The 25,757-nt window shown below is 59.4% G+C and carries 23 protein-coding genes, 4 tRNA genes and 1 riboswitch; of the genes, 17 read left to right on the forward strand and 10 right to left on the reverse strand.

The genetic code is table 11. The features are described 5' to 3' along the window. The first annotated feature begins 53 nt into the window (after positions 1-53). Genes astB through astE form a run of 3 tightly spaced genes read left to right on the forward strand, consistent with a single transcriptional unit; the run spans position 54 to position 2,768 of the window. Entirely contained in the window at positions 54-1,400 is a 1,347-nt protein-coding gene (gene astB, locus Q8O96_RS08545) for an N-succinylarginine dihydrolase (RefSeq protein ID WP_102860685.1), read from the forward strand. A 57-nt stretch (positions 1,401-1,457) separates the two neighbouring features. Further along, positions 1,458-1,745 (forward strand): topoisomerase II, encoded by a 288-nt coding sequence (locus Q8O96_RS08550; protein ID WP_102860686.1) that lies wholly within the window; start codon positions 1,458-1,460, stop codon positions 1,743-1,745. Between the two features lie 12 nt (positions 1,746-1,757). Next, positions 1,758-2,768, forward strand: coding sequence for a succinylglutamate desuccinylase (astE, locus tag Q8O96_RS08555; protein ID WP_305948671.1), 1,011 nt, complete (start codon positions 1,758-1,760; stop codon positions 2,766-2,768). A gap of 63 nt (positions 2,769-2,831) precedes the next feature. Here astE and Q8O96_RS08560 read toward each other — a convergent pair whose 3' ends face one another. Next, entirely contained in the window at positions 2,832-3,341 is a 510-nt protein-coding gene (locus Q8O96_RS08560; RefSeq protein WP_102860688.1) for a 6,7-dimethyl-8-ribityllumazine synthase, read from the reverse strand. 121 nt (positions 3,342-3,462) lie between these two features. After that, positions 3,463-3,633, reverse strand: a riboswitch (FMN riboswitch). A 221-nt stretch (positions 3,634-3,854) separates the two neighbouring features. On the opposite strand from Q8O96_RS08560, the gene ltaE reads away from it, so the two are divergent. The 8 genes from ltaE to mgtE all read left to right on the forward strand — a co-directional run bounded on the left by ltaE (position 3,855) and on the right by mgtE (position 11,681). Next, entirely contained in the window at positions 3,855-4,859 is a 1,005-nt protein-coding gene (gene ltaE, locus Q8O96_RS08565) for a low-specificity L-threonine aldolase (RefSeq protein WP_305948672.1), read from the forward strand. A 146-nt stretch (positions 4,860-5,005) separates the two neighbouring features. Then, positions 5,006-7,630 (forward strand): alanine--tRNA ligase, encoded by a 2,625-nt coding sequence (gene alaS, locus Q8O96_RS08570; protein ID WP_102860690.1) that lies wholly within the window; start codon positions 5,006-5,008, stop codon positions 7,628-7,630. Between the two features lie 97 nt (positions 7,631-7,727). Next, positions 7,728-8,969 carry an aspartate kinase gene (locus Q8O96_RS08575; protein ID WP_102860691.1) on the forward strand — a complete coding sequence of 414 codons (1,242 nt, stop codon included), beginning with the start codon at positions 7,728-7,730 and terminating at the stop codon, positions 8,967-8,969. 188 nt (positions 8,970-9,157) lie between these two features. Then, positions 9,158-9,346 carry a carbon storage regulator CsrA gene (csrA, locus tag Q8O96_RS08580; RefSeq protein ID WP_002554426.1) on the forward strand — a complete coding sequence of 63 codons (189 nt, stop codon included), beginning with the start codon at positions 9,158-9,160 and terminating at the stop codon, positions 9,344-9,346. A 62-nt stretch (positions 9,347-9,408) separates the two neighbouring features. Further along, a tRNA-Ser gene (locus Q8O96_RS08585) sits at positions 9,409-9,499 on the forward strand. 107 nt (positions 9,500-9,606) lie between these two features. After that, positions 9,607-9,683, forward strand: a tRNA-Arg gene (locus tag Q8O96_RS08590). A gap of 72 nt (positions 9,684-9,755) precedes the next feature. Further along, a tRNA-Arg gene (locus Q8O96_RS08595) sits at positions 9,756-9,832 on the forward strand. Positions 9,833-10,238: 406 nt separating this feature from the next. Then, the gene (gene mgtE, locus Q8O96_RS08600; protein WP_102860692.1) at positions 10,239-11,681 is read left to right on the forward strand and encodes a magnesium transporter; all 1,443 of its coding nucleotides are present in this window, start codon (positions 10,239-10,241) and stop codon (positions 11,679-11,681) included. Between the two features lie 111 nt (positions 11,682-11,792). Here mgtE and Q8O96_RS08605 read toward each other — a convergent pair whose 3' ends face one another. After that, positions 11,793-12,119 (reverse strand): Arc family DNA-binding protein, encoded by a 327-nt coding sequence (locus tag Q8O96_RS08605; RefSeq protein ID WP_016968184.1) that lies wholly within the window; start codon positions 12,117-12,119, stop codon positions 11,793-11,795. A 378-nt stretch (positions 12,120-12,497) separates the two neighbouring features. Here Q8O96_RS08605 and phnN point away from each other — a divergent pair, with 378 nt between their 5' ends. Beyond that, positions 12,498-13,079 carry a phosphonate metabolism protein/1,5-bisphosphokinase (PRPP-forming) PhnN gene (gene phnN, locus Q8O96_RS08610; protein WP_305948673.1) on the forward strand — a complete coding sequence of 194 codons (582 nt, stop codon included), beginning with the start codon at positions 12,498-12,500 and terminating at the stop codon, positions 13,077-13,079. On the opposite strand, the gene Q8O96_RS08615 is transcribed toward phnN, so the two are convergent. Beyond that, positions 13,054-13,233: a PA3371 family protein gene (locus tag Q8O96_RS08615; protein WP_102860694.1), complete on the reverse strand. Its 180-nt coding sequence runs from the start codon at positions 13,231-13,233 to the stop codon at positions 13,054-13,056. The genes phnN and Q8O96_RS08615 overlap by 26 nt on opposite strands. Positions 13,234-13,256: 23 nt before the next feature. Continuing rightward, on the reverse strand, positions 13,257-13,496 hold the full coding sequence (locus Q8O96_RS08620; RefSeq protein ID WP_305948674.1) for a hypothetical protein: 240 nt from the start codon (positions 13,494-13,496) through the stop codon (positions 13,257-13,259). Positions 13,497-13,791: 295 nt separating this feature from the next. Here Q8O96_RS08620 and Q8O96_RS08625 point away from each other — a divergent pair. Continuing rightward, positions 13,792-13,868: transfer RNA gene (locus Q8O96_RS08625), tRNA-Arg, on the forward strand. A gap of 15 nt (positions 13,869-13,883) precedes the next feature. Here Q8O96_RS08625 and Q8O96_RS08630 read toward each other — a convergent pair. From Q8O96_RS08630 to Q8O96_RS08640, 3 genes are read right to left on the reverse strand one after another with little or no spacing between them, the layout of a single operon-like run. Next, positions 13,884-14,543 (reverse strand): DUF1266 domain-containing protein, encoded by a 660-nt coding sequence (locus Q8O96_RS08630; protein WP_115580703.1) that lies wholly within the window; start codon positions 14,541-14,543, stop codon positions 13,884-13,886. Positions 14,544-14,550: 7 nt separating this feature from the next. Then, positions 14,551-15,792, reverse strand: a complete 1,242-nt coding sequence (locus tag Q8O96_RS08635) for a hypothetical protein (RefSeq protein ID WP_305948675.1) — start codon at positions 15,790-15,792, stop codon at positions 14,551-14,553. Next, positions 15,783-18,110 (reverse strand): hypothetical protein, encoded by a 2,328-nt coding sequence (locus tag Q8O96_RS08640; RefSeq protein WP_305948676.1) that lies wholly within the window; start codon positions 18,108-18,110, stop codon positions 15,783-15,785. Before Q8O96_RS08640 ends, Q8O96_RS08635 begins: the two co-directional genes overlap by 10 nt. A gap of 527 nt (positions 18,111-18,637) precedes the next feature. On the opposite strand from Q8O96_RS08640, the gene Q8O96_RS08645 reads away from it, so the two are divergent. From Q8O96_RS08645 to Q8O96_RS08660, 4 genes are all read left to right on the forward strand, one after another. Next, positions 18,638-20,242 carry a tetratricopeptide repeat-containing response regulator gene (locus Q8O96_RS08645; protein WP_102860699.1) on the forward strand — a complete coding sequence of 535 codons (1,605 nt, stop codon included), beginning with the start codon at positions 18,638-18,640 and terminating at the stop codon, positions 20,240-20,242. After that, on the forward strand, positions 20,239-20,928 hold the full coding sequence (locus Q8O96_RS08650) for a sensor histidine kinase KdpD (protein ID WP_305948677.1): 690 nt from the start codon (positions 20,239-20,241) through the stop codon (positions 20,926-20,928). Before Q8O96_RS08645 ends, Q8O96_RS08650 begins: the two co-directional genes overlap by 4 nt. Positions 20,929-21,263: 335 nt before the next feature. Beyond that, positions 21,264-22,505 (forward strand): glutamine synthetase family protein, encoded by a 1,242-nt coding sequence (locus tag Q8O96_RS08655; protein WP_305948750.1) that lies wholly within the window; start codon positions 21,264-21,266, stop codon positions 22,503-22,505. Positions 22,506-22,578: 73 nt separating this feature from the next. Further along, complete coding sequence (locus Q8O96_RS08660; RefSeq protein ID WP_102860702.1) at positions 22,579-23,949, forward strand: MFS transporter; 1,371 nt, start codon at positions 22,579-22,581, stop codon at positions 23,947-23,949. Positions 23,950-24,006: 57 nt separating this feature from the next. On the opposite strand, the gene Q8O96_RS08665 is transcribed toward Q8O96_RS08660, so the two are convergent. From Q8O96_RS08665 to flgM, 3 genes are all read right to left on the reverse strand, one after another. Next, positions 24,007-24,753: a flagellar brake protein gene (locus Q8O96_RS08665; RefSeq protein ID WP_102860703.1), complete on the reverse strand. Its 747-nt coding sequence runs from the start codon at positions 24,751-24,753 to the stop codon at positions 24,007-24,009. A gap of 96 nt (positions 24,754-24,849) precedes the next feature. Next, entirely contained in the window at positions 24,850-25,317 is a 468-nt protein-coding gene (locus Q8O96_RS08670; RefSeq protein ID WP_102860704.1) for a flagella synthesis protein FlgN, read from the reverse strand. A gap of 48 nt (positions 25,318-25,365) precedes the next feature. Next, entirely contained in the window at positions 25,366-25,683 is a 318-nt protein-coding gene (flgM, locus tag Q8O96_RS08675; RefSeq protein WP_102860705.1) for a flagellar biosynthesis anti-sigma factor FlgM, read from the reverse strand. Between the last annotated feature and the right edge of the window lie 74 nt (positions 25,684-25,757).

A 25,757-nucleotide genomic window follows, 5' to 3' on the forward strand; every position in this document is an offset into this window, starting at 1 on the left:
CGCCCTGTGTAGATACCGATGCCTATAACAAACAGATTCGTGGAGCCTCGCTGATGAAATCCTATGAAGTCAATTTTGACGGTCTAGTGGGGCCGACCCATAACTACGGCGGTTTGTCCTACGGCAACGTCGCCTCCCAGAGCAACAGCCAGCAGGGCTCCAATCCCAAGGAAGCGGCGCTGCAGGGCCTGGCGAAAATGAAAGCGCTGATGGAAATGGGCTTCCAGCAAGGCGTGCTCGCCCCGCAGGAGCGGCCTGATGTTGCGGCCTTGCGCAAACTGGGTTTTGCCGGGACTGATGCGCAAGTCATCCAGCAAGCGGCCCAGCAGGCGATGCCCTTGCTGGTCGCCAGTTGCTCGGCATCGAGCATGTGGGTGGCCAACGCCGCCACCGTCAGCCCGAGTGCCGACACCGCCGATGGCCGTGTGCATTTCACCGCCGCCAACTTGAACTGCAAATACCACCGCAGCATCGAGCATCCGACCACCAGCCGTGTGCTGGGGGCGATGTTCGCCGACCAGAAACACTTTGCCCATCACGCCGCGTTGCCGGCGGTGGCGCAGTTCGGTGATGAAGGCGCGGCCAACCACACCCGCTTCTGCCGTGATTACGGCCAGGCCGGTGTCGAGTTCTTCGTTTTCGGTCGCAGCGCGTTCGACAACCGCTACCCGGCACCGCAGAAGTACCCGGCACGTCAGACCCTGGAAGCCTCGCAAGCCGTGGCGCGTCTGCATGGCCTGAGCGAGGAGGGTGTGGTCTATGCCCAGCAGAATCCCTCGGTGATCGACCAGGGCGTGTTCCACAACGACGTGATCGCCGTGGGCAATGGCGAGGTGCTGTTCTATCACGAGGACGCCTTCCTCGAGACCGAGAAGATGCTCGCTGAACTGCAGGGCAAACTGGGCAAGCGCGGCGGCAACTTCCAGTCGATTTGTGTGCCGCGCTCGCAGGTGACGGTGGAAGATGCCGTGCGCTCCTACCTGTTCAACAGCCAACTGCTGTCCCGTGCCGATGGTTCGATGCTGCTGATCGTGCCGGAAGAATGCCGCAGCAACGAGCGGGTCTGGCAGTACCTGCAAAGCCTCACCAGCTCGGGTGGCCTGATCCGCGAAGTGAAGGTTTTCGATCTCAAGCAGAGCATGCAGAACGGCGGTGGCCCCGCTTGTCTGCGTCTGCGAGTGGCGCTGAATGAAACCGAGCTGGCGGCAGTCAATCCTGGGGTTATCATGACCGCGCCGTTGTACGACACCCTGACCCAGTGGGTCGGCAAGCACTACCGCGACCGCCTCAGTGAAAGTGATCTGGCGGACCCGCAGCTGCTGCTTGAATGCCGGACGGCACTGGATGAACTGACGCAAATCCTTAAACTGGGCGCGGTTTATCCCTTCCAGATCAATTGAAAGCCCGCGCCCGGCGATCCCGGGCGCGCCGCTTCACCCCAGATGAGAACGACCCCCATGAGCGATACCCTGCAACTGATCCTTGAAGACACCGACGGCACCCAACTGCAAACCTCCTGCACCCGCTTCGCGGTGCTGTGGCAGGGCAAGGAAGTGTGGATCCAGCAGGACGGCCGTGGCCAATTGCTGATCGGCGTGGACGTGGAAGAGGGCGATGCCGAATACGCCAGCCTGTTGCTGCGTCCACTGGCAACCAACCTGGTCAGCCTGCAACTGGAAATGGAACCGGCCGACGCTGGTGAAGATGATCACGTGCATGGCCCTGACTGCGGTCACGCTCACTAAGGAAGCCGCTTTATGCTCGCCCTCGGCAAACTGCTTGAACTGACCCTCGCCGGCCGTGAACCGGCAGAGAAGACTCAACTGACTGTCGACGGCGTGCGCATGCGCTGGCTGAGCGAGGGCGCCCTGGAAGTACGGCCGCCTGAGGCTCGGGATAACGGTCTGGACCTGTTGCTGTCCGCCGGTATCCACGGCAACGAGACAGCCCCCATCGAGCTGCTCGACCGTTTGTTGCATGACATTGCCCGGGGCGATTTGAAGCCCAGGGCGCGCATTCTGTTCCTGTTCGGCAACCCCGAGGCCATGCGCCGTGGCGAGCGATTCGTCGAGCAGGACGTCAATCGGCTGTTCAACGGTCGGCATGAATTGAGCAGTGGTTTCGAAGCCCTGCGGGCTTGCGAGCTGGAACGTCTGGCGGCGAGCTTCTTTAACCTGCCGGGGCGCGAACGCTTGCACTACGATCTGCACACGGCGATCCGTGGCTCGAAGATCGAGCAGTTTGCCCTCTATCCGTGGAAGGATGGGCGCCAGCATTCGCGCCGTGAACTGGCGCGCCTGCGGGCGGCGGGTATGGAGGCGGTGCTGCTGCAGAACAAGCCTTCCATTGTCTTCAGCGCCTACACCTACGATCAGCTGGGGGCCGAGTCCTTCACCCTGGAGTTGGGCAAGGCACGGCCGTTCGGGCAGAACCAGGGGGTCAATGTCGAGCGCCTGGAAACCCGTCTCAAGCACATCATCGAAGGCACCGAGCCAGAGCCCGAACAGGACACCCTCGATGGCTTGAAACTGTTCAGCGTGGCGCGGGAAATCATCAAGCACAGCGACAGCTTCCACCTGCATTTGCCGGCGGACGTCGAGAACTTTTCCGAGTTGGAAGTGGGTTACCTGCTGGCCGAGGATATCGCCCAGACCCGTTGGGTCATCGAGGAAGAGGGCGCGCGGATCATTTTTCCCAATCCCAAGGTCAAGAACGGCCTGCGTGCGGGGATTCTGATTGTGCCGACATCGGCTGACGGCCTGGCCTGAAGGGCCGTTCACCGGCAAGCCGAGCCCCCGCAGGAGCCAGCTTGCCGGCGATATCGCTAACGCTTAAACCGCTACCGCACGCTGCTCGTTACGGCGCAGGGCGCGAACTTTCTGCAGGGTATCGGCGCAGGTCTTCGCCGCTTCCTGGCCCTTGTGCACGAAGTGCTCGAAGAAGAACTTCTGATGCTCTTCGCCTGCATGGAAGTGATGCGGGGTCAGCACCACGGAGAATACCGGCACTTCGGTTTCCAACTGCACCTGCATCAGGCCGCTGATCACCGACTGGGCGACGAACTCATGGCGGTAGATGCCGCCGTCCACCACCAGCCCCGCAGCGACGATCCCGGTGTAGCGACCGGACTTGGCCAGCAGTTTGGCGTGCAGAGGAATCTCGAAGGCGCCGCCGACTTCGAAGAAGTCGATATCGCTTTCCTGATAACCCTGGGCGAGCATTTCCGCGACGAAACCCTGGCGGCTCTGATCGACGATTTCCTTGTGCCAGCAGGCCTGGATAAAGGCGATACGCTCGTTGGGGTGGTGTTTGCTTTTGCTATCGATTGCGGTGGGTTGCATCTGTTCTGACTCCTGTTTGTATGAAAAACAGGGCGTATATGAATCGAATGGGATTTAAGGGGGCGCGCAGAACGGCCGTGGATTTCCCACGAGCTGCCCGGCAGCGGCCCTTTGGCGCCAATCCCGTTCTCTCTTCATCCGGACTATGACCGTCGGCCCCGGAATCACACCGGGTCTGCTGACCTTGTTGGCACCTGTGGACTTGCCACGGGCATCGCCAAGCGCTCGCGGGCTATGCACATTGCGCGCAATTACCGCCGGTGGGGAATTACACCCCGCCCTGAGAACGATTGCCCGCGAGTTTTTCGCGGGCGGTGAGTTTTTAACACAGATTTGGCGGGGAAGCATTGTGCCTTTTGGATAATGTTCATCAGATTTTTCACCCTGTGGCACAAGGTTTTCTACAGTTGCTGCTTGATTAATCGGCCGTGGGGCCGCAGTAATTCGTTTCGAAAGGGAATTCCCCCTGTTCAGCGCGGACCTTGCGGTCCCCCGTAGTTGGAGCCAGATGTGATGAGCGTGATCGATCTTCGTAGTGACACCGTGACCCAGCCGACTCCCGGCATGCTCGAGGCCATGGCTTGCGCCCGTACCGGAGACGATGTCTACGGCGAAGACCCGACGGTCAATCAGTTGGAGGCGGAACTGGCACAACGCCTGGGATTTGCCGCGGCCCTATTTGTACCTTCCGGCACCATGAGCAATCTGCTGGCCTTGATGGCCCACTGCGAGCGAGGCGATGAGTACATCGTCGGCCAGCAGGCCCACACCTATAAATATGAAGGAGGTGGTGCCGCGGTGCTGGGATCGATCCAGCCTCAGCCTCTGGAGCTCCTGGCCGACGGTTCCCTGGACTTGGATCAGGTGGCGGCCGCGATCAAGCCCGATGACTTTCATTTTGCCCGCACACGCTTGCTGGCCCTGGAAAACACCATGCAGGGCAAGGTGCTGCCCCTGGCTTACCTGGCCCAGGCCCGGGCCTTTACCCGTGAGCGGGGGCTGGCCCTGCACCTGGATGGTGCGCGCTTGTATAACGCGGCGGTGAAGCTGGGGGTGGATGCCCGGGTGATCACCGAACACTTCGATTCGGTATCGGTGTGCCTGTCCAAGGGACTCGGTGCGCCAGTGGGCTCGGTGTTGTGTGGCTCCCGTGAACTGATCGGCAAGGCGCGGCGCCTGCGCAAGATGGTCGGCGGTGGCATGCGCCAGGCCGGTGGGCTGGCGGCAGCGGGGCTGTATGCCCTGGAGCATCAGGTACAGCGTCTGGCGGATGACCATGCCAATGCGCAACTGCTGGCCCAGGGGCTGAGCCAGGCGGGCTTCAGTGTCGAGCCGGTGCAGACCAATATGGTGTATGTGCAGATGGGGGATAGGGCCGAAGCCCTCAAGGCGTTCGCCGCTGAGCGAGGGATCAGCCTCAGTGCCGCGTCACGGCTGCGTCTGGTGACCCATTTGGATGTCAGTTCCGGGCAAATCGAACAAGTGGTGCGCACTTTTGCCGAGTTTTCCCGTAACTGACAGTGTTCTCCGTCCAATTGACTGTTTGTATCGTACAAACACGCTGTACCAAGTGATTAACGCCGATATAATGCGGCCCTTTGCCGTCGTTTCGTCTGTTGACGTTGCGCACAGGCCTTTGGCCGCAGTCTCCGTGGAAGAACCTAATGAAAAGCGCAGAAATCCGTGAAGCCTTCCTCCGCTTCTTCGAAGAGCAAGGCCACACCCGTGTAGCCTCCAGCTCCTTGATCCCAGGCAACGACCCCACCCTGCTGTTCACCAACGCGGGGATGAACCAATTCAAGGATTGCTTCCTGGGCCAGGAAAAGCGCGCTTATACCCGCGCTGTGAGCAGCCAGAAGTGCGTCCGCGCCGGCGGCAAGCACAACGACCTGGAAAACGTCGGTTATACCGCTCGTCACCACACCTTCTTCGAAATGCTGGGCAACTTCAGCTTCGGCGACTACTTCAAGCGTGACGCCATCACGTTCGCCTGGACCTTCCTGACCTCCGACAAGTGGCTGAACCTGCCGAAGGAAAAGCTCTGGGTCACGGTTTACGCCAGCGACGATGAGGCTTACGACATCTGGACCAAAGAGGTCGGGGTGCCGGCCGAGCGCATGGTGCGCATCGGTGACAACAAGGGCGCGCCCTACGCTTCCGACAACTTCTGGACCATGGGCGATACTGGCCCTTGCGGCCCTTGCACCGAGATTTTCTACGATCACGGCGCCGATATCTGGGGCGGCCCACCCGGTTCGCCTGAAGAGGACGGTGACCGTTACATCGAAATCTGGAACAACGTGTTCATGCAGTTCAACCGCACCGCCGATGGCGTGCTGCACCCGCTGCCAGCGCCGTCGGTGGACACCGGCATGGGCCTGGAGCGGATCAGCGCGGTGCTGCAGCATGTGCATTCGAACTATGAAATCGACCTGTTCCAGAGCCTGCTGGACGCGGCGGCCAAGGCCATCGGTTGCACCAACGATGCCCAGGCTTCGCTTAAAGTCGTGGCTGACCACATCCGTTCCTGTGGCTTCCTGATTGCCGATGGCGTACTGCCATCCAACGAAGGCCGTGGCTACGTACTGCGCCGGATCATTCGTCGCGCTTGCCGTCACGGCAACAAGCTGGGGGCCAAGGGCAGCTTCTTCTACCAGATCGTCGCGGCCCTGGTGGCCGAAATGGGCGAAGCCTTCCCAGAGCTGAAATCCCAGCAGGCGCATATCGAACGCGTGCTGAAAGCTGAAGAAGAACAGTTCGCCAAGACCCTGGAGCAGGGTCTGAAGATCCTCGAGCAGGACCTGGCGGCACTCGAAGGCTCGGTAGTGCCGGGCGACGTGGTGTTCAAGCTCTACGACACCTACGGTTTCCCCATGGACCTGACCGGTGACATCGCCCGTGAGCGCAGCCTGACCCTCGATGAGGAAGGTTTCGAGCGCGAGATGGAAGCCCAGCGGGTACGTGCCCGTTCCGCCAGTTCCTTCGGCATGGACTACAACAGTCTGGTCAAGGTCGATGTGGCCACCGAGTTCACCGGCTATCACGCCACCAGCGGTTCGGCCAAAGTGGTCGCTCTCTATAAAGAAGGGCAATCGGTCGACGTACTGAATGAAGGCGAAGAGGGGGTTGTGGTTCTCGACCAGACTCCGTTCTACGCCGAGTCCGGCGGACAGATCGGTGACTGCGGTTACCTGCAGGCCGGCAATGCGCGCTTTGATGTGCGCGACACCACCAAGACCGGCGGTGCGTTCCTGCACCACGGCGTACTAGCGTCGGGCAGTCTGATCGTGGGGGCTGCAGTCGATGCTCAGGTCGACGCCGACGTGCGTCACGCCACTTCGCTGAACCATTCGGCCACCCACTTGCTGCACGCCGCACTGCGCCAGGTACTGGGCGAGCACGTACAGCAGAAAGGCTCTCTCGTGGACAGTCAGCGCCTGCGTTTCGACTTCAGCCACTTTGAAGCGATCAAGCCTGAGCAGATCAAGGCGCTGGAAGACATCGTAAACGCTGAGATTCGCAAGAACACTGCGGTGGAAACCGAAGAAACCGACATCGACACCGCCAAGAAGAAGGGCGCCATGGCGCTGTTCGGCGAGAAGTACGGCGACAGCGTGCGCGTACTGAGCATGGGCGGAGATTTCTCGGTGGAGCTGTGCGGTGGCATTCACGCCAACCGTACCGGCGACATCGGCTTGCTGAAGATCACCAGCGAAGGCGGCGTGGCTTCCGGTGTGCGGCGTATTGAAGCGGTCACCGGTGCTGCGGCCCTGGCGTACCTGAACGCTGCGGAAGAACAACTCAAGGAAGCGGCGACCCTGGTCAAGGGCAGCCGCGACAACCTGATCGACAAGCTGTCGGCGGTGCTGGAGCGCAATCGTCTGCTGGAGAAGCAGCTCGAGCAGTTGCAGGCCAAGGCTGCCAGCGCTGCGGGTGACGATCTGTCCGCCCAGGCGGCAGACGTCAAGGGCGTGAAAGTGTTGGCTGCGCGTCTTGATGGCCAGGACGGCAAGGCGCTGTTGGCGCTGGTGGATCAGTTGAAAAACAAACTCGGTCGCGCAGTGATCCTGCTCGGCAGTGTCCATGAGGAAAAGGTCGTACTGGTTGCAGGTGTAACCAAGGACCTGACTGGCCAACTCAAAGCCGGTGATTTGATGAAACAAGCCGCTGCGGCAGTGGGCGGGAAGGGTGGTGGTCGTCCAGACATGGCTCAAGGCGGTGGTGTTGATGCTGCTGCGCTGGATGCGGCACTGGCCCTGACCGTGCCATTTGTCGAACAGGGTATTTAAGGCGCCGAGCCGGGCCCGTCGTCTAGTGGCGGGTCCATGCGCTGTGCAGTTTGATTGATTAACGGGCGCCCCTTTACGGGCTGAGGCGGCTTAGAAAATGGCTTTGATCGTACAGAAATTTGGAGGCACTTCGGTCGGCTCTGTCGAGCGGATCGAGCAGGTCGCCGACAAGGTGAAGAAGTTCCGCGAAGCCGGCGATGACCTGGTGATTGTGCTGTCGGCGATGAGTGGCGAAACCAACCGCCTGATCGATCTGGCCAAGCAGATCAGTGGCGAAGCTAAACCGGTTCCCCGTGAGCTGGATGTGATCGTCTCCACCGGCGAGCAAGTGACCATTGCGTTGCTGGCCATGGCGTTGATCAAGCGTGGTATTCCTGCGGTGTCCTACACCGGCAACCAGGTACGTATTCTTACCGATAGTGCTCACAATAAAGCGCGAATCCTTCAGATCGATGATCAGAAGATTCGTGGTGATCTGAAGGCCGGTCGTGTGGTTGTGGTTGCCGGTTTCCAGGGCGTTGACGAGCACGGCAACATCACCACGCTGGGGCGTGGCGGCTCCGACACTACTGGTGTGGCGCTGGCAGCGGCCCTGAAGGCTGATGAGTGTCAGATCTATACCGACGTAGATGGCGTCTATACCACTGATCCACGTGTGGTACCCAAGGCTCAGCGTCTGGACAAGATCACCTTCGAAGAAATGCTGGAAATGGCCAGCCTCGGTTCCAAGGTGCTGCAGATCCGCGCGGTCGAGTTTGCTGGCAAGTACAACGTTCCGCTGCGCGTGTTGCACAGCTTTCAGGAGGGTCCGGGCACCCTCATTACTATTGATGAAGAGGAATCCATGGAACAGCCGATCATTTCCGGCATCGCCTTTAACCGCGATGAAGCCAAGCTGACTATCCGTGGCGTGCCAGACAATCCTGGCGTGGCCTTCAAGATTCTCGGCCCGATCAGTGCGGCGAACATTGAAGTCGACATGATCGTGCAGAACGTCTCGCACGATAACACCACCGACTTCACCTTCACCGTGCACCGCAATGACTACCTGGCGGCTCAGACTGTGCTGGAAAACACCGCTCGTGAGATCGGTGCCCGTGAAGTGGTCGGTGATACCAATATTGCCAAGGTCTCGATCGTGGGTGTCGGCATGCGCTCCCACGCGGGTGTGGCCAGCCGCATGTTTGAAGCCCTGGCCAAGGAAAGCATCAACATCCAGATGATCTCCACTTCCGAAATCAAGGTTTCGGTAGTGATCGAAGAGAAGTACCTGGAACTGGCAGTGCGTGCGCTGCACACCGCGTTTGAGCTTGACGCTCCAGCCCGCCAGGGCGAGTGATAAGTGTTTGAAAGGGGCGCGGTCTGACCGCGCCCTTTGTGTTTTTGATCGGCACGGGAGAAAACTGTTCTTTTGCCCGTGCTAGTCAATACTTAGGCGTGTAGGACTGCAGCCGACCAGGTTGTAGGCCGACACCCTTTTTTTTGCAGACTGTAGTCCCTGAAAATGTAATGCGTGAGGAGATAGGTATGCTGATTCTGACTCGTCGGTGCGCAGAAAGCCTGATCATTGGTGATGGCGAGATCACTGTGACCGTGCTCGGCGTCAAAGGTAATCAAGTGCGTATTGGTGTCAACGCCCCCAAAGAAGTGGCGGTTCACCGTGAGGAAATTTACCTGCGGATAAAGAAAGAGAAGGACGAAGAACCAAGCCATTAATTTTTATCGTTTTTTTTGTTTGCAAACGGGGAGAAAGCTGGTTAATATACGCCCCGTGTTGCGGAGAGCTGGCCGAGTGGCCGAAGGCGCTCCCCTGCTAAGGGAGTACACCTCAAAAGGGTGTCGGGGGTTCGAATCCCCCGTTCTCCGCCATTATTTGTTTAGTACGTTGTAATCTGGCTTTTTCTGTAAGTTGTTGAAATTACTAGAAAAAGTGCTTTACAAAAAGATTTAACGGCCTATAATGCGCGGCAACAAATGCACTCGTAGCTCAGCTGGATAGAGTACTCGGCTACGAACCGAGCGGTCACAGGTTCGAATCCTGTCGAGTGCACCATTTAAGAGTTAGTTGCAGTAATGTAGTTAACTTGGCTTCAACCAGTTGTGGTCTGGTCTAAAAACACAAAATGCACTCGTAGCTCAGCTGGATAGAGTACTCGGCTACGAACCGAGCGGTCACAGGTTCGAATCCTGTCGAGTGCACCATACATCAGAAAGCCCGCATCGAAAGATGCGGGCTTTTTGCTTTCTGCGTTTTATTTGTCGCTCTTTTTGCTCGTCCGGTTGGAACAGCTTTGATCTTCGGAAGTCGAATGCCCTGTCTGTTGCCGAACTTTTTTCTCTGCGTGTGTGTTTTCTTTTTCTGCCGGGGCGTCGCAATCTCATAGATTCGGACGCTACTCAGGTTTATGCCGCAAGCGCTTGTTCTTGCCGCGATTTTTTAACATTTAAAACTGCCAAGCGGTGTATCATTGCGCCCGTCAGCCCCGCCGGGGCTTGTGGAATACCTCCATGGACTTACCCAGTAGTTACTCAGTATCCCGTTTTCACAATCATGAACTGACTGATTGATCCTTCCGGCGTGCTCCTCTGCTGGGAGTGGAGTTCGCCTATGACCGAAGTAGAAGTAAAGAAAACGCAGGAAAGCCTGCAAGACCGCCTCGCTCAAGTCGTTGAGCTGCTGCAGCGCCAGCGGGTGGTTGAAGACCTGACACACCGTCAGGAAGGTCACCATCACGATCGGGTCGAGAACCTGGTCCATCGGCAAAATCTCGTCGAATTGCAGCGCAAGCTTGATGATCTGCACTCTGCCGACGTTGCCTATATCCTTGAAGCCCTGCCTCTGGAAGAGCGCCTGACTGTCTGGCAGTTGGTCAAGGCTGAGCGTGACGGCGACATTCTTCTCGAAGTATCCGACTCCGTGCGTGAAACCCTGATCGCCGACATGGACGATCACGAGCTCCTGGCTGCAGCCAAGGAGATGGACGCCGACGAACTTGCTGACTTGGCTCCCGAGCTGCCGCGAGACGTAGTCCATGAGTTGATGGAGGCCCTTGACGGCCAGCAGCGTGAACGCGTTCGCTCCGCGTTGTCCTATGACGAGGAGCAGGTCGGTGCGCTGATGGACTTCGAGATGGTGACGATTCGAGAGGACGTCAGTCTTGAAGTGGTTTTGCGCTACCTGCGTCGTCTCAAGGAACTGCCGGGCCATACCGACAAGCTGTTTGTGGTGGATTACGACGGCGTGCTCAAGGGGGTGCTGCCGATCAAGCGCCTACTGGTCAATGATCCGGACAAGCAGGTCGCGGAAGTCATGGCCAGCGACCCGGTGAGCTTTCATCCGGATGAAGATGCCTACGATGCGGCTCAGGCATTTGAGCGTTATGACTTGATCTCGGCTCCGGTGGTCGACAAGAACGACAAGCTGATTGGTCGTTTGACCATTGACGAAATGGTCGACCTGATTCGTGAGGAAAGCGAGACCGAAGTCCTCAATATGGCCGGTCTGCGGGAAGAGGAGGATATCTTCGCCTCGGTCTGGAAGTCTTTGCGCAACCGTTGGGCCTGGCTGGCAATCAATCTGATCACGGCGTTTGTCGCATCCCGAGTGATTGGTCTGTTCGAAGGTTCTATCGAAAAGTTGGTAGCACTGGCGGCCTTGATGCCGATTGTTGCCGGTATCGGCGGCAATTCGGGTAATCAGACCATCACTATGATTGTCCGGGCCATGGCCCTGGACCAGGTGAGTACCGGCAATACTTCACGCTTGATGCGCAAGGAGCTGGCTGTAGCCCTGATCAATGGTCTGGTCTGGGGGGGAGTGATCGGTGTTGTTGCTTACATGCTTTACGGGAGTTGGTCGTTGGGAGTGGTGATGACCGCCGCGATGACCTTGAACCTGCTGTTGGCAGCCCTGATGGGGGTCCTGATCCCCATGACACTGGCGCGCTTGGGGCGTGACCCGGCAATGGGCGCCAGCGTAATGATTACTGCCATGACCGACAGCGGCGGCTTCTTCATCTTCCTTGGTTTGGCGACGATCTTCCTGCTCTGAGCCAGCCTTGCACATCGGTTTATTCGCGAAGCGCCTTTATGGCGCTTCGTTGCTTTTATCGCAGGCAAAAAAAAGCCAGCAACTAGGCTGGCTTGAGCTTTCAGGGTGAAATCAGTTGGCGTCTGCGGCCATTTCGGCGTCATGGGCGATCAGCGAAACCAAAGCGTTCTGCTGGCGATGTGAAAGTTGGCGGAAGCGTTGAAGCAGTTCGCGTTCATGCAAGGACAGCTCAGGGCTGTCCAGACGCATGCTCAACTCTTCACCCAAGGCACCTTCCTGAATAAGACTCTGCTCCAGGCGCGCGATGATTTCGGAGTTCATGCTGCGGTGATGATTGCGAGCCACCTCGGCAATGCGTTCACGCATCCCGTCGGGTAGACGTACGACGAACTTGTCAGCCGTACGGCTGGAATAAATTGCCTGTTTCAATGGGCGCATATATTTAACCGGTTAGTTCAGGGGAGCGGTTCTCGGAATTGGCCGCGAGCTGTCTTTTAGGACAAGCCTGATTGCCAAATGTTCAACCTGAATTGTTAAGAGGCCCGCATCATGCCTCAAAATTGCCAGATCCTTGGCGTCAATTCTGTGACAAATATTGAACTGGATAAAGGCGTTATGCCAGCACCAATTATCAGAAATGCGGACTGGTTTGAAAAGATCACCGGGCCCGCGTTGTTGGCCGCATTCTCCCATCCGACGGGAGTGTCAGTGCACTTGTGAAGGTGCATGCTATGCGGATGAAAGCGTAATCCCTACCTGTTAGAGGATAGTGGCAAATGGCCGATTTACTAGTTGTGCTGTCCGGAGCGGCAGCCCATGCCGGGTAGACTGATTTATTTGATGGGGCCTTCAGGGGCCGGCAAGGATAGCCTGATTGATGCGGCCAGGCAGTCTTTAAGTGTCTTGGGATGTGAGGTTGTAAGAAGGGTGATCACGCGCTCGGCCGAGTCGGTGGGTGAGGAGGCGCAAGAGGTCACTGTCGAGGAGTTCGAGCGGCGGGTGGCCCTGGGCGATTTTGCCTTGTTTTGGCGAGCTAATGGTCTGGGTTATGGCATTCCCGTGCAAATCGATACTTGGTTGGCGCAGGGGCGGAACGTGTTGATCAACGGCTCTAGAGGCCATTTGCCACAGGCACGGGAACGTTATCCTGATTTACTTCCGATAGTTCTGATGGTTGATACCGAGGTATTGCGCCGTCGCCTGCTGCGTAGAGGCAGGGAAAACCTGCCGGAGATAGAGCGTCGCCTACAGCGCAACGAACAGTTTGCCTCTTCTGCCTGGCTGGATGACGAGCAGGTTGTGCGCCTAGACAATTCCTGTGAGTTGACGACAACCCTGGAACATCTGCTGGCCATACTGAGCGAGCACGGGATCAGCGCAATATCGGGTCGAACTTGATCTTGCGTCCGGCCAACAGCGCCAAAAGGAATAGGCTGAACATTGAGCCGCAGATGATCAGAGCAGCTTTGCCCAAGGGGGCTTCAGGCAGCAGCAAGGCGGCGATAGCGCTGATTAACGTCAGAATAAGCAGGCTTTTGGCTGCGGTGGACATTGGAGACTCCTGAAGTCTTGGTCTTAAAAAATCCAGCGTTCGGTTGGCGTGGCGGCAAGTTGCTGCGGGGTCTTTTCCTGGTTGACCCGAGCCACTCTGCGAGGCTCGACCTGGGTGTTCATGACTGCCAGCTGCGGTACCGGGTGCTGGTTGTAACGAGCGGTAGACAGTCCGGTAGGGTCAGCGTTGTCTACAGGTTGAAAGTGAAAGGCCATCAGTACGGCAATGGCGATCGCATTCAAGAGAAACAGGGCACTGTTCATGGGCGTCATCTCCGCAGTGTTTTACCCACTGATAAAGCAGCCTGCGTGCCAAGAGTTTAACTGCAGATAAACTCTTTAAAAACAATAACTTGAGATGAATTCTAGGGATTGTTGAATTGCATTTTGCAATGATGGCTTTTTGCAGTGATGCAATGTGCACGACGAGGCCATGAGCGAGCGGAGCGCTCCTGGCGGCTCGTGCAAAAAGCCCTATGGATAACATGACAAATGCGGCCTTGGCCGTTAACATGCACGCCGTCCCACGCGCCATGAAATATCAGGCGCTTGCCGTTTTGTCTCAGTAGCTCAATTGGATAGAGCATCCCCCTCCTAAGGGGAAGGTTGGCAGTTCGAACCTGCCCTGGGACACCATCCCCCTTCGCGGTCTCAATCCGCTACAGGCAACAACGCCGGCAGCCCCTGCCAGGCAACCCCAGCCCAGATGCCGCTACCGGGCATCAGCAGTCGGCTCAGGCTTGTTTCATTGAACACCTCACCCAGAGAGTCGGCCCTGAACGCTGCGATCCATTGGCTGCGCCCGAGCATGAAGGCTCTGCCGAAGTCCTCCCAGTCGCTGAAGCAATCCTGAGCGCGTTGGGCATTGAGGAGCATGATCCGCCATCCGCTCTCGGTGTCTATCCAGCCCATCAACATTGCGCAACGGACAAAGAAGGCGCTGCGTACGCAGGCGAAGGCCATTGCTGCTCGCGGGTCGTCGCTGGCGTTCAGGCTGTGCAGGTCAACTCGGAACCACTGGCGTTCCAGGGTGCTGTCCAAGTGCTCGCGGACTTCGTCGTCCGTGGCGTTGCTGCGAAAGCCGATCTGGTGCAGCAGCGGGGCCCTCAGGGAGGCTTTCGCCTGATCCATGAAATGAGTGGTCTCGGGATCGAAGAAGCCGGTCATTCCGGTGGCATCCACCATGGGTTGGGCCAGGCTCAGTGCCCAGCGTTTGCGCGGCGTGAACACCACCAGAGAGGTGGGCGACTGGCGGCGAAAGTAGCGCCATACCAGCCAGGCGCCGAAGGCTACGGCAATTATCGTCATCATGTGCGTTTCACCGGTTCCTGGCTTGCCAGGCCACGATTTCCTCGGCCAGGGGCGCAGACATGTCCGTCCAGGGCACGCCTTCGGTCCGATACAGCGGGTCGTCGGGGTGGCATTGTGGCCGGGGGCTTTTCTTGAAGATATGGCGGGTGGCGTACTTGACCGATGGCGCCTGGGGGGCAACCTCTAGCAGCAAGTCGGACTGACGGGCCGCCACCAGCCATTCGACCATGGCCGACGGTGCGTCCAGTCGGTAGAACAGTTGCGGGTAGCGAGCCACCAGGCGGGTCTGGGCTTGCGCATCGCTGACTTCCTCGATACGCAACCAGCCGGCATCGGTGCGGACGATGCCGATGGCAATGCAGTCGGCTGGCGTCTGCAGGTCGGTGCCCAGGCTGTTGAGGAGGCGCAGCAGGTCTTGGAAGTAGCGCTCGATGGGCGGGCGGTTCTGCTTGCCTTTGACTTGCTCTACGGTCAGTGCGCCGTCGTCCTGGATGATCAGGCTGACGGTGATGTGGGGCTGGCCCTGGGCATCACGCAGACTGAACACGCGCATGCCCTGTTGCTCTACGGCTTCGGCATAGCGTTCACCGTAGCCGCCGGTCAAGGCCCGGCGGTTGGCGAATTGCCCCAGACAGTGACGCATCACATAGCTTTCGAAGGCCATTTCAGCCCGTAGCAACGGGCTTTCCGGACGCAGTTCGACCCAGGTGTGTTCGGCGCAGGAGACCGTCACATTGAGGGCGTCGGGAGAGCTCTGGCGCCAGCCCTGATCGACCCGGGCGGCCATCTGCGCGTGCTCTTTTTCCCATAGCGCCAGGGCCTGCGGGCAAGTGATGCGTTCCAGCTTGCCCTCCAGTGCCGTGCCTTTGCGCGAGGTCAGGAACTCCACCAGTTGCGCTTCCTGCTGCAACAGCGCTGGCTCTTGAGGCTCGACCCAGACCAGGGGCGCCACGACGTTGGCGATATCTGCGGGCTGCGCCTTGGCGGCGCAGTCGAAGTACCCGCTCACCCAGGCTGGCGGCGTATCGGTACCCAGCGCTGCACAGGCGTCCTCCAGGGTCTGGATGCGCCGTGCGGGTTCGAAGTTGCCCACCAGGTGCCGATAGAAGTGATTCAGCAACCAACCCTGTACCGCGTCTTCGTCTCCGCGCCCCTGGCTGCGCTGAGTGATGCCGCGTTTGAGTTCATCGGCATTCAGCAGGTTGCGCGGGGCGTAGCTGGGGCTGCGCTTGTCGGCGCTTACTTCCATATCTGCCACCAGTTTTTCTTGGCGGTCGGTTGAGTCGGGGCTTGCAACTCGCTCAGGATTTCTTCGATCCGGGCGCGGCACCTGATGTCGTAGTCATCGTCCGGGGCGCACAGGGCCAGGGTTCGTGCGCAGTAGTCAATGGCTTCGGCGGTGCGGCCGCGGGCCTTGAGGAAGTCCACCGAGCTGGACATGACCGAGACTTCGTTCAAGGACAGCACTGCTGGCTCGTAACGTTGCCAGAGGCTGTCGGCGTTGTCGGGATGGGCATGGGCCAGGTAGCGCGCGACCTGAATCCGGGCGAACAGCGCGGAGCTGTCCAATTGCTGATCGCTGACGCCTTGCTCTTCCTGCCACTTGAGCAAGCGTTCAAGCCAGATGAGGATTTCATTGTCGCGATCGAGCTTGTACAAGGCGTACGCCACCGAGGCGACGTACTCATTCGGGTCGTGGCGGCTATAGCCGAACTCCGCCGAGTAATGCCAAAGCTGTTCTGCGGCATCAATGATGCCAGGCAGATCTTCCAGGCAGATACGAGCACTGAGCAGGCCGTTGTAGTGCTCGGCGAACGGGCTGGCGGCGATGCCGCGCGCGTGCAACTCGATGGCGTCTTCGTAGCGGATCTGGTTGTAGTAGCGATAGTTGATCGCCAGGTTGTTGCAGAGCATGGAGTACAGGTGCGCGCAGGCATCGTAGGGATGTCCGCTGCCGCTGGCGAAGTAGCGCTCCATGTGGGCCTGGCCCTGCTCGTAGGCGTCTTTCTGCGCTTCGCGCAGCAACGAATAGGCTTGGTCTCGGGCGTCTCTGGGCAACTTGTCGGCTTCGGTCTCTGCCAGATCTTCGATGCTCAGTGCGTAGTTGTAGGCGTATTTGCCGCAGGACAGCACCGGCCTCGGTGCTTTCAGTGCTTCGATCACTCCCAGACTGTTGACCCGAGCGGCAAACAGCGAGAACGCACTGCGATTGTCCTGCATGCGACCTGCCTGGATGGCGTTCTGCAGCAGGCTGGCTTCGGTGGCCGCGTCGATCAGGCCGCGCTCTGCGTCATGCACCGCGGTCAGGCGGGTGATCCAGGGCTGCTCGGGGGCACGCCGCAGAGCTTCGGCGCGGGCTTGGGCAAACAGGGAGTCGCGTGTGTCCAGATCTTCCATGGCCTGGTACAGGGCGGCCAGGAGTGGGGTGGTATCGGGCTCGGTGGTTTCGATGTTCGGCAGCGCTTCGAGAAAACTCTGCAGTGCTTCTTCGGTAATACAGGCGCGCATCACGCAGATCGGCCACCAGGCACTGTGCTCTTGGGGATCTTGCAGGCGGTCGAGAACCAGGCGGGCGGTGGCCGGCCAGAGCTCGGTTTGCCTGTCATAAACGTCGATGAAGGCTCGAAACCCCGCTTCGTCGATACGCCCGGCTTCCATCAGCCAAGGCAGTTCGTACTCGATGAAATTGTTGCCGCCGTCAGAATCCAGGCTCAGGGCTGCGGCATTGCAGACCTTCAACGCTCCGCTCAGATCACCCTGGGCGTGCAGGGCGCGGGCGGCCAGGCGTGCGGTGCGCACTTCCCATTCGCGGCGCTGGGGCAGCGAGCGGCCAGCAGTCAGCTGGGCGATGGGTTGTTCGAACAGCGCCAGGCGTAACGGGATGATCTCGATCAGGGAATTGCCCAGCCACAGCCAGTCGCCTTCATCGATGTCCTGGTCGGGGCCGGCCGTGCGTAAGGCGTTGACGGCTTCCAGCGCGGCGCTCCGGGCTTCTTCGTCGCGGTCGTGGAAGGCCAGGACGCGGGCGCGGCGTTGATACTGGTCGGCGGCGTCCCAGGCACGCAGCGCCGCACGGGCAGGATTGCTCAAGGTCAGGGCGTAGCGCACTTCGATGGTTTTCAGCGCAACTTCGAGGCGACCCTGTTCCAGCTCGTCGAAGATTCGGTAGCGACGATAGTGCTCGACATTGAAGTCCAGGGTTTGCGCGGCCATCTGGTTGAGCTGTTCGAGCACCTCAAGCAAGGTTGCGTCGTCGTCCAGATAACTGGCGATGCGCAAACGCAGGATGGCCAGGTTCATCGTCAACTCAGCGCGGGCAGGCTCATGCACGGCTTGCAGCAGGGCATTGCCATCCTCTGCGATAACGGCGCGAGCCGCGGCTGAATCACCGGCCTGCATCCATAGCGTGTGCAGGCGGTCGATCGAGGCCAGGGAGTCGGCCCGCAGCGGCTGTGCTTGCAACTGGGCCAGCAGGGTATCGGTTTCCTGGTCCTGCTGTTGCGCCTCAAGGCGGTCCATGAACTGTTCCAGTTCAATCCCGGTTATCGCACTGCTGTCATGCGCCATCGTTAACTCCATTTGATAATGACCTGCGCATCCCTTGATGCACTGCCTGGCAGACCGGCATTTGCTCGTCGATGATACCGCCGTCGGGCGTCATGCCGATCCTTCGACACCCGGATTGCAAGCCTGTGGGACTTGCGACTGATGGAACCTTTGCCGGCTGGCCGATCCTGCATGCAGGACCAGCATTGCGGAGCAAAAACGATCGAGGCTTTGAGGCGCTGCACGCTATCAGGTGATGTTTCAGAATCCAAGGTTTGAGCACGCCGCCTAAGTGTTTTTCAGCGAAGGGCCAGGACTTTTTTCATCAGGCGGCAAATGCTGTCTGGCCTCTATAAGGGAATGGCGAATCCGGCCGATAACTTCAGTGGACAATTGTGTTCCCAAGTGGCGATCTGCATCACAGGTCGACTTGAAAGTGCTTGATAGCCCGTGGCCAGCAGCTATTATCTGCGCGCCAAAAACAGGCTGCGAAGCCGGGCGGGTCCTGCTGTCCCTGGATTGATCTTCTTACTTGCCTGGAATCTTCGATGCTGGCGTACCACCAAAAGAGCTTTTTGATCGTCGATGATTTCTCGGACTTCCGCAGTTCGGTGCGTTCGATGTTGCGTGAGCTGGGCGTCAAGGACGTGGACACCGCCGACACTGGCGAACAGGCCCTGCGCATGTGCGCGCAGAAGCGCTATGACTTCATCCTCCAGGACTATCATCTGGGCGACGGCAAGAAAAACGGCCAGCAGGTGCTGGAAGACCTGATGCTGGAAAAGCTCATCAGTCATGAGAGCGTGTTCCTCATGGTCACTGCCGAGAGCAGTCAGGCCATGGTACTCAGTGCCCTGGAGCACGAGCCCGATGCCTATCTGACCAAGCCCTTCAATCGTTCCGGTCTGGCCCAGCGCCTGGAGCGGCTGCAGCAGCGCAAGACCCTGCTCAAGCCGATTCTTCAAGCCCTTGATCGGGGCAAGCCGGTGGAAGTGCTCAACGCCTGCATCGCCCTGTGCAAGCAGGACCCGCGTTACGCGCCGTTGTGCCTGCGCTATCGGGCGGATGCCCTGCGCGACATGCATCAGAACGAGCCTTTGGAGCGCCTGTATAACAGTATTCTCGCGGACCGGCCTTTGCCCTGGGCCTACGTCGGCCTGGGGCGCCTGCTGTTCAAGCGCGGGCAGGTCGGCGAAGCCAAGGCCGTCTATGAAAAGGCCCTCAAGGCTTTCCCGATGATGCCCGGGCTTTACGACGGACTGGCGGATGTGCTGGTGGCTGAAGGCGACACCAAGCGTGCCCAGCATGTGCTGGAAGAGGCAGTGCGCCTGTCACCGCTGGCGGTGCGTCGTCAGGCGCTGCTGGGCAAGCTGGCCATGGCCAACGAAGACTTCGACAGCGCTTCCAGGGCTTATCGGCAGGCTGTATCTCAGGGCGCGCAGTCGCGCTTCAAGGACCCGGAAAGCAATCTTGGCCTGGCCCATGCCTTGATCAGCAAGGGCAGTGAAAAGGGCCTGGACACCCGCACCCGCCTGGAGATCAACCAGACCCTGAGTGCCGTGGCCAAGGAAAACCCCACCGACCCCGGACTGCAGATTCGTGCGCGCTTGATGAAGGCCACCAGCCTGCTGCTCAATGATGCGGAAACCGCAGAGAAGCTCACCGAGCAGGCGTTGATGCGCCTGGACGGCATGGAGCAGTTCATGAGTCCCGAAGCGGCATTGCTGGTGGCCAAGCAACTGCAGATGTTGGGGCAGGCCAGTGCCGGTGCGTCGATGTTGAAAAACTGTGCGGAAATCTACGGCGACGATCCGAAGGTCATGCAGAACATCGCCAAGCTCACCGATGATCCGACTATTCTCAGTTCGTCCAATGCGGCGGCCGACATCAACCGCCAGGGGGTGCGCAGCTACAAGGCGGGCAATCTGAGCGAGGCTCGGGAGCTGTTCCGCAAGGCTTTGGCCATGCAGCCGAAGAACATCAGTATTGCCCTGAACATGGCGCAGTCGCTGTTGCACGGCACAGACCCCAAGACAGACGCGGCGCTCCTGGAAGAATGCCAGGCGTGCCTGAAAATGGTGGGCATGATGCCCGATACCGATGCGCGTTATGCGCGCTACCAGAAGCTGCGAAGCAAGGCGTTTGGCGAATGAACGAAGAGCAACAGGCGCTCGATTTTTCCACGGTGATTGCCTCCACCGTCCATGACATGAAAAATTCCCTGGCCATGCTGATGCAGGCCCATGCCCAGTGGCAGGCCCGTCAGCCCGAGACGCAACTGGCGCCGGAACAGGGGGTGATCGATTACCACTTCGCTCACCTCAACGGCATGCTGGTGCAGCTCTTGGGGCTGTACAAGCTGGGGGTCAACCAGTTGCCGCTGCAACCGGCTTACCACGAGTTGGATGATTTCATCGAAGCGCAACTGGTGAGCCATCAGGATGTGTTCAAGAGTCGTGGAATCTCTGCCACCTATGAGGTCGATCCCTTGAGTCCCCTGGGCTTCTTCGATCGAGAGCTGATTGCTTCGGTGTTGGCCAATTGCATCAACAATGCGCTGCGTTATGCCCGCCATGCGCTGTTGATCACGGTCAGTGATGAAGAGGGGCAGGTGGTGCTGTCCATCAACGATGACGGCGACGGCTACCCGCCAGCGATGATCGAGCGTCAGGCCGATTATGTGCAGGGCATCAATCAGAGCAGCGGCAGCACCGGGCTGGGGCTGTATTTCGCCGGGCGCATTGCCGAGTTGCATCAGCGCAATGGCGTATGCGGACACACCTGCATCAGCAACGGCGGCCCATTAGGTGGCGGGCTGTTCAAGCTGTACTTGCCTTGAGTGTCTGATCGGCGTGCTCGGCTGCAGCCAGGTGTTATCAGGCTGGCCGGGCCCTGGCAGGGGCTGTTCCCTTCTTCTTTTTCAAAGTCGGTGCTGGCCGTGACGTGTGGGTTGCTCACCGGGAGTTCGCGCCTTCCCGGGATTTTATTCTTGCCTGCTTGAAATCCTGAACGGGTGATGCGTATTTTGTACGGGTCGCCGTTCGCGGCTCGTATAACAACAAGGATTGAGTCATGACAACCGATGGCCACAGTTCACTCGCCGAGCGATTGACGGGCATTGATGAGATTGAATGCGTCACTGCGGATCTCAATGGCGTGCCGCGGGGCAAGGTGATGACAGCCGAGGGCTTCCTCGAAGGGCGGCGTTTGCAGATGGCTCGCGGGGTGCTGCTGCAATGCATCATGGGCGGGTATCCGCCGGCACGGTTTTACGGCAGCGACGACGGCGACCTGGCGCTCAATGCCGACCCTCGGCAGATTCATCGTCTGCCCTGGAGCCAGACGCCGCGGGCGCTGGCCATTTGTGACGCGGATGAGCTCAGTGGCGAAAGTTCGCGACTCTCCACCCGCGGCCAACTCAAGCAGGTGATCGCACGCTATGCGGCCCTGGGGCTGGCGCCGGTGGTGGCTACGGAACTGGAGTTTTTCGTGTTCGCCGCCAATGACGATCCGGCACAGGCTTTTCGGCCACCGGTAGGCCTGGACGGTCGACGGGAGGAGGGCTACTCGGCATTCAGTGTCAGCTCCAACAACGGCCTGCGGCCGTTCTTCAAGGAAGTCTACGAGTGCATGGCGGTCCTGGGTCTGCCTCGCGATACCTTCATGCATGAAATGGGTGTCAGCCAGTTCGAGATCAATCTGCTGCACGGCGATCCGCTGTTGCTGGCAGACCAGACCTTCCTGTTCAAGCACCTGCTCAAGGAAGTGGCCCTCAAGCACGGACTGATCGTGGTTTGCATGGCCAAACCTCTGGCGCATACACCGGGCAGTTCGATGCATATTCACCAGAGCCTGGTGGAGATCGGCAGTGGGCGAAATGTCTTCAGTGACGATGCCGGGCAGCCGACAGCGATGTTCCGCCATTTCATCGGCGGGCTGCAGGCCGGGCTGGCGGACTTCACCGCATTGTTCGCGCCCAACGTGAACTCCTATCAGCGCTTGTGCCATCCTTACGCTTCGCCGAACAATGCCTGCTGGTCCCATGACAATCGGGCTGCGGGGCTGCGTATTCCGGCCAGTTCGCCGGTGGCGCGACGGGTAGAGAATCGCCTGCCGGGCGCGGACGCCAATCCGTACCTGGCGATTGCCGCGAGCCTGGCAGCGGGCTTGCACGGGATCGAGAATGAGCTGGAACCCACGGCGGCGATCCAGGGCGAGTTCGAGGTTCCGGACAATCTGTCGCTGCCTTGTACCTTGCATGCGGCGCTGGAGCGTCTGAAGCGTAGTCAGTTGGCAAGGGAACTGTTCGGCACTGAGTTCATCGAAGGCTACATCGCTTCGAAGACCATGGAGTTGACCAGCTTCTTTGATGAAATCACTCCCTGGGAGCGGCGTGTGCTAGCGGCCCAGGCATAACCGAACCGTCGCTGGTCGGGCCCTTGTTTGCCAAGGGTCCGACACCTCATTCAAGGAGCCGCTCGGAACGCCGATGCGCCAAATCTGGAAATCCTTTCGAGCGCTTTATTTCGCCTCGCTGATGATGTTGATCGGCTCGGGTCTGCTCAGCACTTATCTGGCTCTTCGCCTGGCCGCCGACCATGTCGATGGCCTGTGGGTGGGGGCCTTGATGGCGGCCAACTATTTCGGCCTGGTATTGGGGGGCAAGCTGGGGCACCGGTTGATTGCCCGGGTCGGGCATATCCGCGCCTACGCTACCTGTGCCGGGATCGTCGGGGCGGCGGTGCTCGGGCACGGATTGGTGGACTGGCTGCCGGCCTGGCTGGTGCTGCGGATGATCGTCGGCCTGGGGATGATGTGCCAATACATGGTCATCGAAAGCTGGCTCAACGAGCAGGCCGACGCCAATCAGCGCGGGCTGGTGTTCAGCGGCTACATGATTGCCTCTTACCTGGGCCTGGTTCTGGGTCAGTTGATTCTGGTCATGCACCCGGCCCTGGGGTTGGAACTGTTGATGCTGGTGGCCCTGTGCTTTGCCCTGTGCCTGGTGCCGGTGGCCATGACCCGGCGTATTCACCCGGCGCCTCTGCATCCGGCGCCGATGGAGCCGCGCTTCTTTATCAAGCGAGTTCCCCAGTCCCTGAGTACCGTGCTGGGGTCGGGGTTGATCGTGGGTTCCTTCTATGGCCTTGCGCCGCTCTATGCGTCGCAGCAGGGCTTGAGTACCGAGCAGGTCGGTCTGTTCATGGGGAGCTGCATTTTTGCCGGTCTGGTGGTGCAGTGGCCATTGGGCTGGTTGTCCGATCGCTATGATCGGGCGTTGCTGATTCGCTGTTTCGCGCTGTTCCTGGCGGTGGTGGCCCTGCCTCTGGCGATCCTGCCGTCGGTCCCTCTGGAGATGCTGTTTGTCCTCGGGTTCCTTTGTTCCCTGGTGCAGTTCTGTCTCTATCCGTTGGCGGTGGCTTTCTCCAATGACCACGTGGAAAGTGATCGTCGGGTGTCGCTGACGGCGATGCTGCTGGTGACCTATGGCGTGGGGGCGAGCATCGGTCCGTTGGCGGCTGGGGTGCTGATGAAGTTGTTCGGCAGTCAGATGCTGTATGCCTTCTTCAGTTTCTTTGCTCTGGTCCTGGTCTGGAGGATTCGGCCGAAGGCGGTGACCAATCTGCATCAGGTGGATGATGCGCCGCTGCATCACGTCGCCATGCCGGACAGCATGTCCAGCTCACCTCTGGTGGCGGCCCTCGATCCACGAGTGGATGAGCAGGTGGTGCAGGATCAGATGCAGACCGCGCCCGCGCCGGACGCCGCGCCTGCAGCGGAGCCTGAGACGCCGCAAGCGTCGGATGAGGCGTCGCCCGATGAATGCGCTCGGGATCATTTAAGCGGGGCTCGGCCCTAGAAACGAGAAACGGGCAGTTGCCGTAAGGCACTGCCCGTTTTCATTGGTGCGTGGGGCTCAGAGATCGTCTTTGTCGAAGCGCCGCGCTTCACGCTGCAACTGATAGACGAAGCGCTCTACCTGACGCTGCACCAGGCCGCTCATGTTGTGGAAACGCACGCCGGCAAAGGTGGTGTCGATACGTTCCTCGTGATGCAGGTAACGCAGTTCGACCGGGGCGGTCATGCTGCCGAAGGGCAGGGCGGCAATAAAGCGCTCGTACACCTGGCCCAGTTGCAGGCGCGAAGAGATATCGCCGTCGAAGCGCAACTTGCAGCCGGTAGCGGAAATATCCAGCAGCTTGCCGGTCAGAGGGGACTTGAGTTTTTCGCCGCTGAGTTCGATGTCGACCAGTTGCGCCAGCTTGAGTGCGGCGCGGAAGGCGTTGCGGCGCTGGTGGTAAACCACTTCGTCCGGCAGGGTGGCCCGGTAGCAGCGACCGCCATTGGACTCGTCGAGGGTCGGCAGGCCGTTGCTTTCCCAGGCGATGCGCACGCCTTCATGAAAGCCTTCAACACGAAATGGCTCGCCCGCCAGCATGAATCGCTCACCGTCGCGGGGGATCATTTCATCGAGGGCAATCATGTTGCTATCGCGGTCCACTTCCACCAGATAGCTCTGGAAGCGCTGGCTGCGCTCATGGAAAGTGATGATCAGCGGGTCGTGGCTCTCTTGCAGCAGCCGCAGGTTGGAGGAAATTTCCAACGCAGTGGTGAACACCTTAGGTGGCTGCGGAGCATCTTCCGCGTTTGAGGCGTTGAACACGGTTCATCAATCTCCAGACAAAATACAACTACACGCAGGGTCTGGCATTTTGCCAGTATGTTTCACGGCTTGATAGCACGCGCTCATTTTTGGGGCTTAAGCCTGACTGAGTGGGCGGGGCTTCGCAAGCATAGAGGTAGAGCCGCGGGCGTCATAAAGAGCTGGGGGTTCGCCGCCGTTGAGGATTTTCAACTGGTTGGCGGTGGTGGCCTGTTGAATCTGGATCGAGCGGCCGTTGAGTTCGTTGGTGGCCTGGCAGTCGGCGAGCAACTGGGTCAGCAGGTTGCCCTGCTCGAGCAGTTGATCGCCCAGGCTGGAGTGACTGGCCAGTTGTTCGAGGCCTGCACGATTGCTCGGCAGGTTCAGGCTGGCAAGGATCTCTGTGCGCTTACGGCCATGCTGTTCCAGCAATATGACCAGGGCCTGCTTCTGCGCCAGGATATCCTCCAGCAGCGGCATGTCGCGGCCGTGCAGGGCAATGGATTCGGCTCTGAGCAGCTCCAGCAGTTGTTGAGCTGGAGCAAGGTCGTCATTGATCAGTTGCAGTAGATTGATGTCGTGCATGGCTGGCCTTGGGGATTAAGCGTCCAAAAGCCTGGCGCAAGCCTGTGGCTAGCGCTGGGCTTCGAAGTTGAGCAGTTTGCTGGCTACACGGTTGCTGTCGACCTTATAGCTGCCATCGGCAATGGCTTGCTTCAACTCGGCCACGCGGGCCTTGTCGACAGCAGGCTGATCGCGCAGCTTGTCGGTGATTTTCTGCAACTGTTGAGCCTCATTGCTGAGGTGTACCGATTCCCCGCTTTTGCTGGTCTCGGCTGCAGTCGTCAGCGGAGCGGATTTGCCGGCATCACCGGTTTCCTTGCTGGCGCTGGTACGCGTACTGCCTGTCAGTGAGGGGGAGCTGTTTAAACGGCTGAAGTCGATGACCATGATGAAGAAAACCTCTGGGTATTTGGACGCTTGCCATGTTTTCGGCCATACCCTGAAAAACTTTAGGCTCGATT

The sequence above is a fragment of the Pseudomonas sp. LPH60 genome, from assembly GCF_030718165.1.
GTDB lineage: Bacteria > Pseudomonadota > Gammaproteobacteria > Pseudomonadales > Pseudomonadaceae > Aquipseudomonas > Aquipseudomonas danubii.

What these genes read in the sequence shown, in the direction of transcription:
- alaS (WP_102860690.1), top strand. Translation starts at nt 5,006, where the DNA reads ATGAAAAGCGCAGAAATCCGTGAAGCCTTCCTCCGCTTCTTCGAAGAG.
- Q8O96_RS08650 (WP_305948677.1), top strand. Translation starts at nt 20,239, where the DNA reads ATGAACGAAGAGCAACAGGCGCTCGATTTTTCCACGGTGATTGCCTCC.
- Q8O96_RS08615 (WP_102860694.1), bottom strand. Translation starts at nt 13,233, where the DNA reads ATGTCCACCGCAGCCAAAAGCCTGCTTATTCTGACGTTAATCAGCGCT.
- mgtE (WP_102860692.1), top strand. Translation starts at nt 10,239, where the DNA reads ATGACCGAAGTAGAAGTAAAGAAAACGCAGGAAAGCCTGCAAGACCGC.
- Q8O96_RS08645 (WP_102860699.1), top strand. Translation starts at nt 18,638, where the DNA reads ATGCTGGCGTACCACCAAAAGAGCTTTTTGATCGTCGATGATTTCTCG.
- phnN (WP_305948673.1), top strand. Translation starts at nt 12,498, where the DNA reads ATGCCGGGTAGACTGATTTATTTGATGGGGCCTTCAGGGGCCGGCAAG.
- Q8O96_RS08560 (WP_102860688.1), bottom strand. Translation starts at nt 3,341, where the DNA reads ATGCAACCCACCGCAATCGATAGCAAAAGCAAACACCACCCCAACGAG.
- Q8O96_RS08605 (WP_016968184.1), bottom strand. Translation starts at nt 12,119, where the DNA reads ATGCGCCCATTGAAACAGGCAATTTATTCCAGCCGTACGGCTGACAAG.
- Q8O96_RS08640 (WP_305948676.1), bottom strand. Translation starts at nt 18,110, where the DNA reads ATGGCGCATGACAGCAGTGCGATAACCGGGATTGAACTGGAACAGTTC.
- Q8O96_RS08550 (WP_102860686.1), top strand. Translation starts at nt 1,458, where the DNA reads ATGAGCGATACCCTGCAACTGATCCTTGAAGACACCGACGGCACCCAA.
- Q8O96_RS08660 (WP_102860702.1), top strand. Translation starts at nt 22,579, where the DNA reads ATGCGCCAAATCTGGAAATCCTTTCGAGCGCTTTATTTCGCCTCGCTG.
- astE (WP_305948671.1), top strand. Translation starts at nt 1,758, where the DNA reads ATGCTCGCCCTCGGCAAACTGCTTGAACTGACCCTCGCCGGCCGTGAA.
- Q8O96_RS08630 (WP_115580703.1), bottom strand. Translation starts at nt 14,543, where the DNA reads ATGATGACGATAATTGCCGTAGCCTTCGGCGCCTGGCTGGTATGGCGC.
- Q8O96_RS08670 (WP_102860704.1), bottom strand. Translation starts at nt 25,317, where the DNA reads ATGCACGACATCAATCTACTGCAACTGATCAATGACGACCTTGCTCCA.
- Q8O96_RS08655 (WP_305948750.1), top strand. Translation starts at nt 21,264, where the DNA reads ATGACAGCCGAGGGCTTCCTCGAAGGGCGGCGTTTGCAGATGGCTCGC.
- astB (WP_102860685.1), top strand. Translation starts at nt 54, where the DNA reads ATGAAATCCTATGAAGTCAATTTTGACGGTCTAGTGGGGCCGACCCAT.
- flgM (WP_102860705.1), bottom strand. Translation starts at nt 25,683, where the DNA reads ATGGTCATCGACTTCAGCCGTTTAAACAGCTCCCCCTCACTGACAGGC.
- csrA (WP_002554426.1), top strand. Translation starts at nt 9,158, where the DNA reads ATGCTGATTCTGACTCGTCGGTGCGCAGAAAGCCTGATCATTGGTGAT.
- Q8O96_RS08620 (WP_305948674.1), bottom strand. Translation starts at nt 13,496, where the DNA reads ATGAACAGTGCCCTGTTTCTCTTGAATGCGATCGCCATTGCCGTACTG.
- Q8O96_RS08635 (WP_305948675.1), bottom strand. Translation starts at nt 15,792, where the DNA reads ATGGAAGTAAGCGCCGACAAGCGCAGCCCCAGCTACGCCCCGCGCAAC.
- ltaE (WP_305948672.1), top strand. Translation starts at nt 3,855, where the DNA reads ATGAGCGTGATCGATCTTCGTAGTGACACCGTGACCCAGCCGACTCCC.
- Q8O96_RS08575 (WP_102860691.1), top strand. Translation starts at nt 7,728, where the DNA reads ATGGCTTTGATCGTACAGAAATTTGGAGGCACTTCGGTCGGCTCTGTC.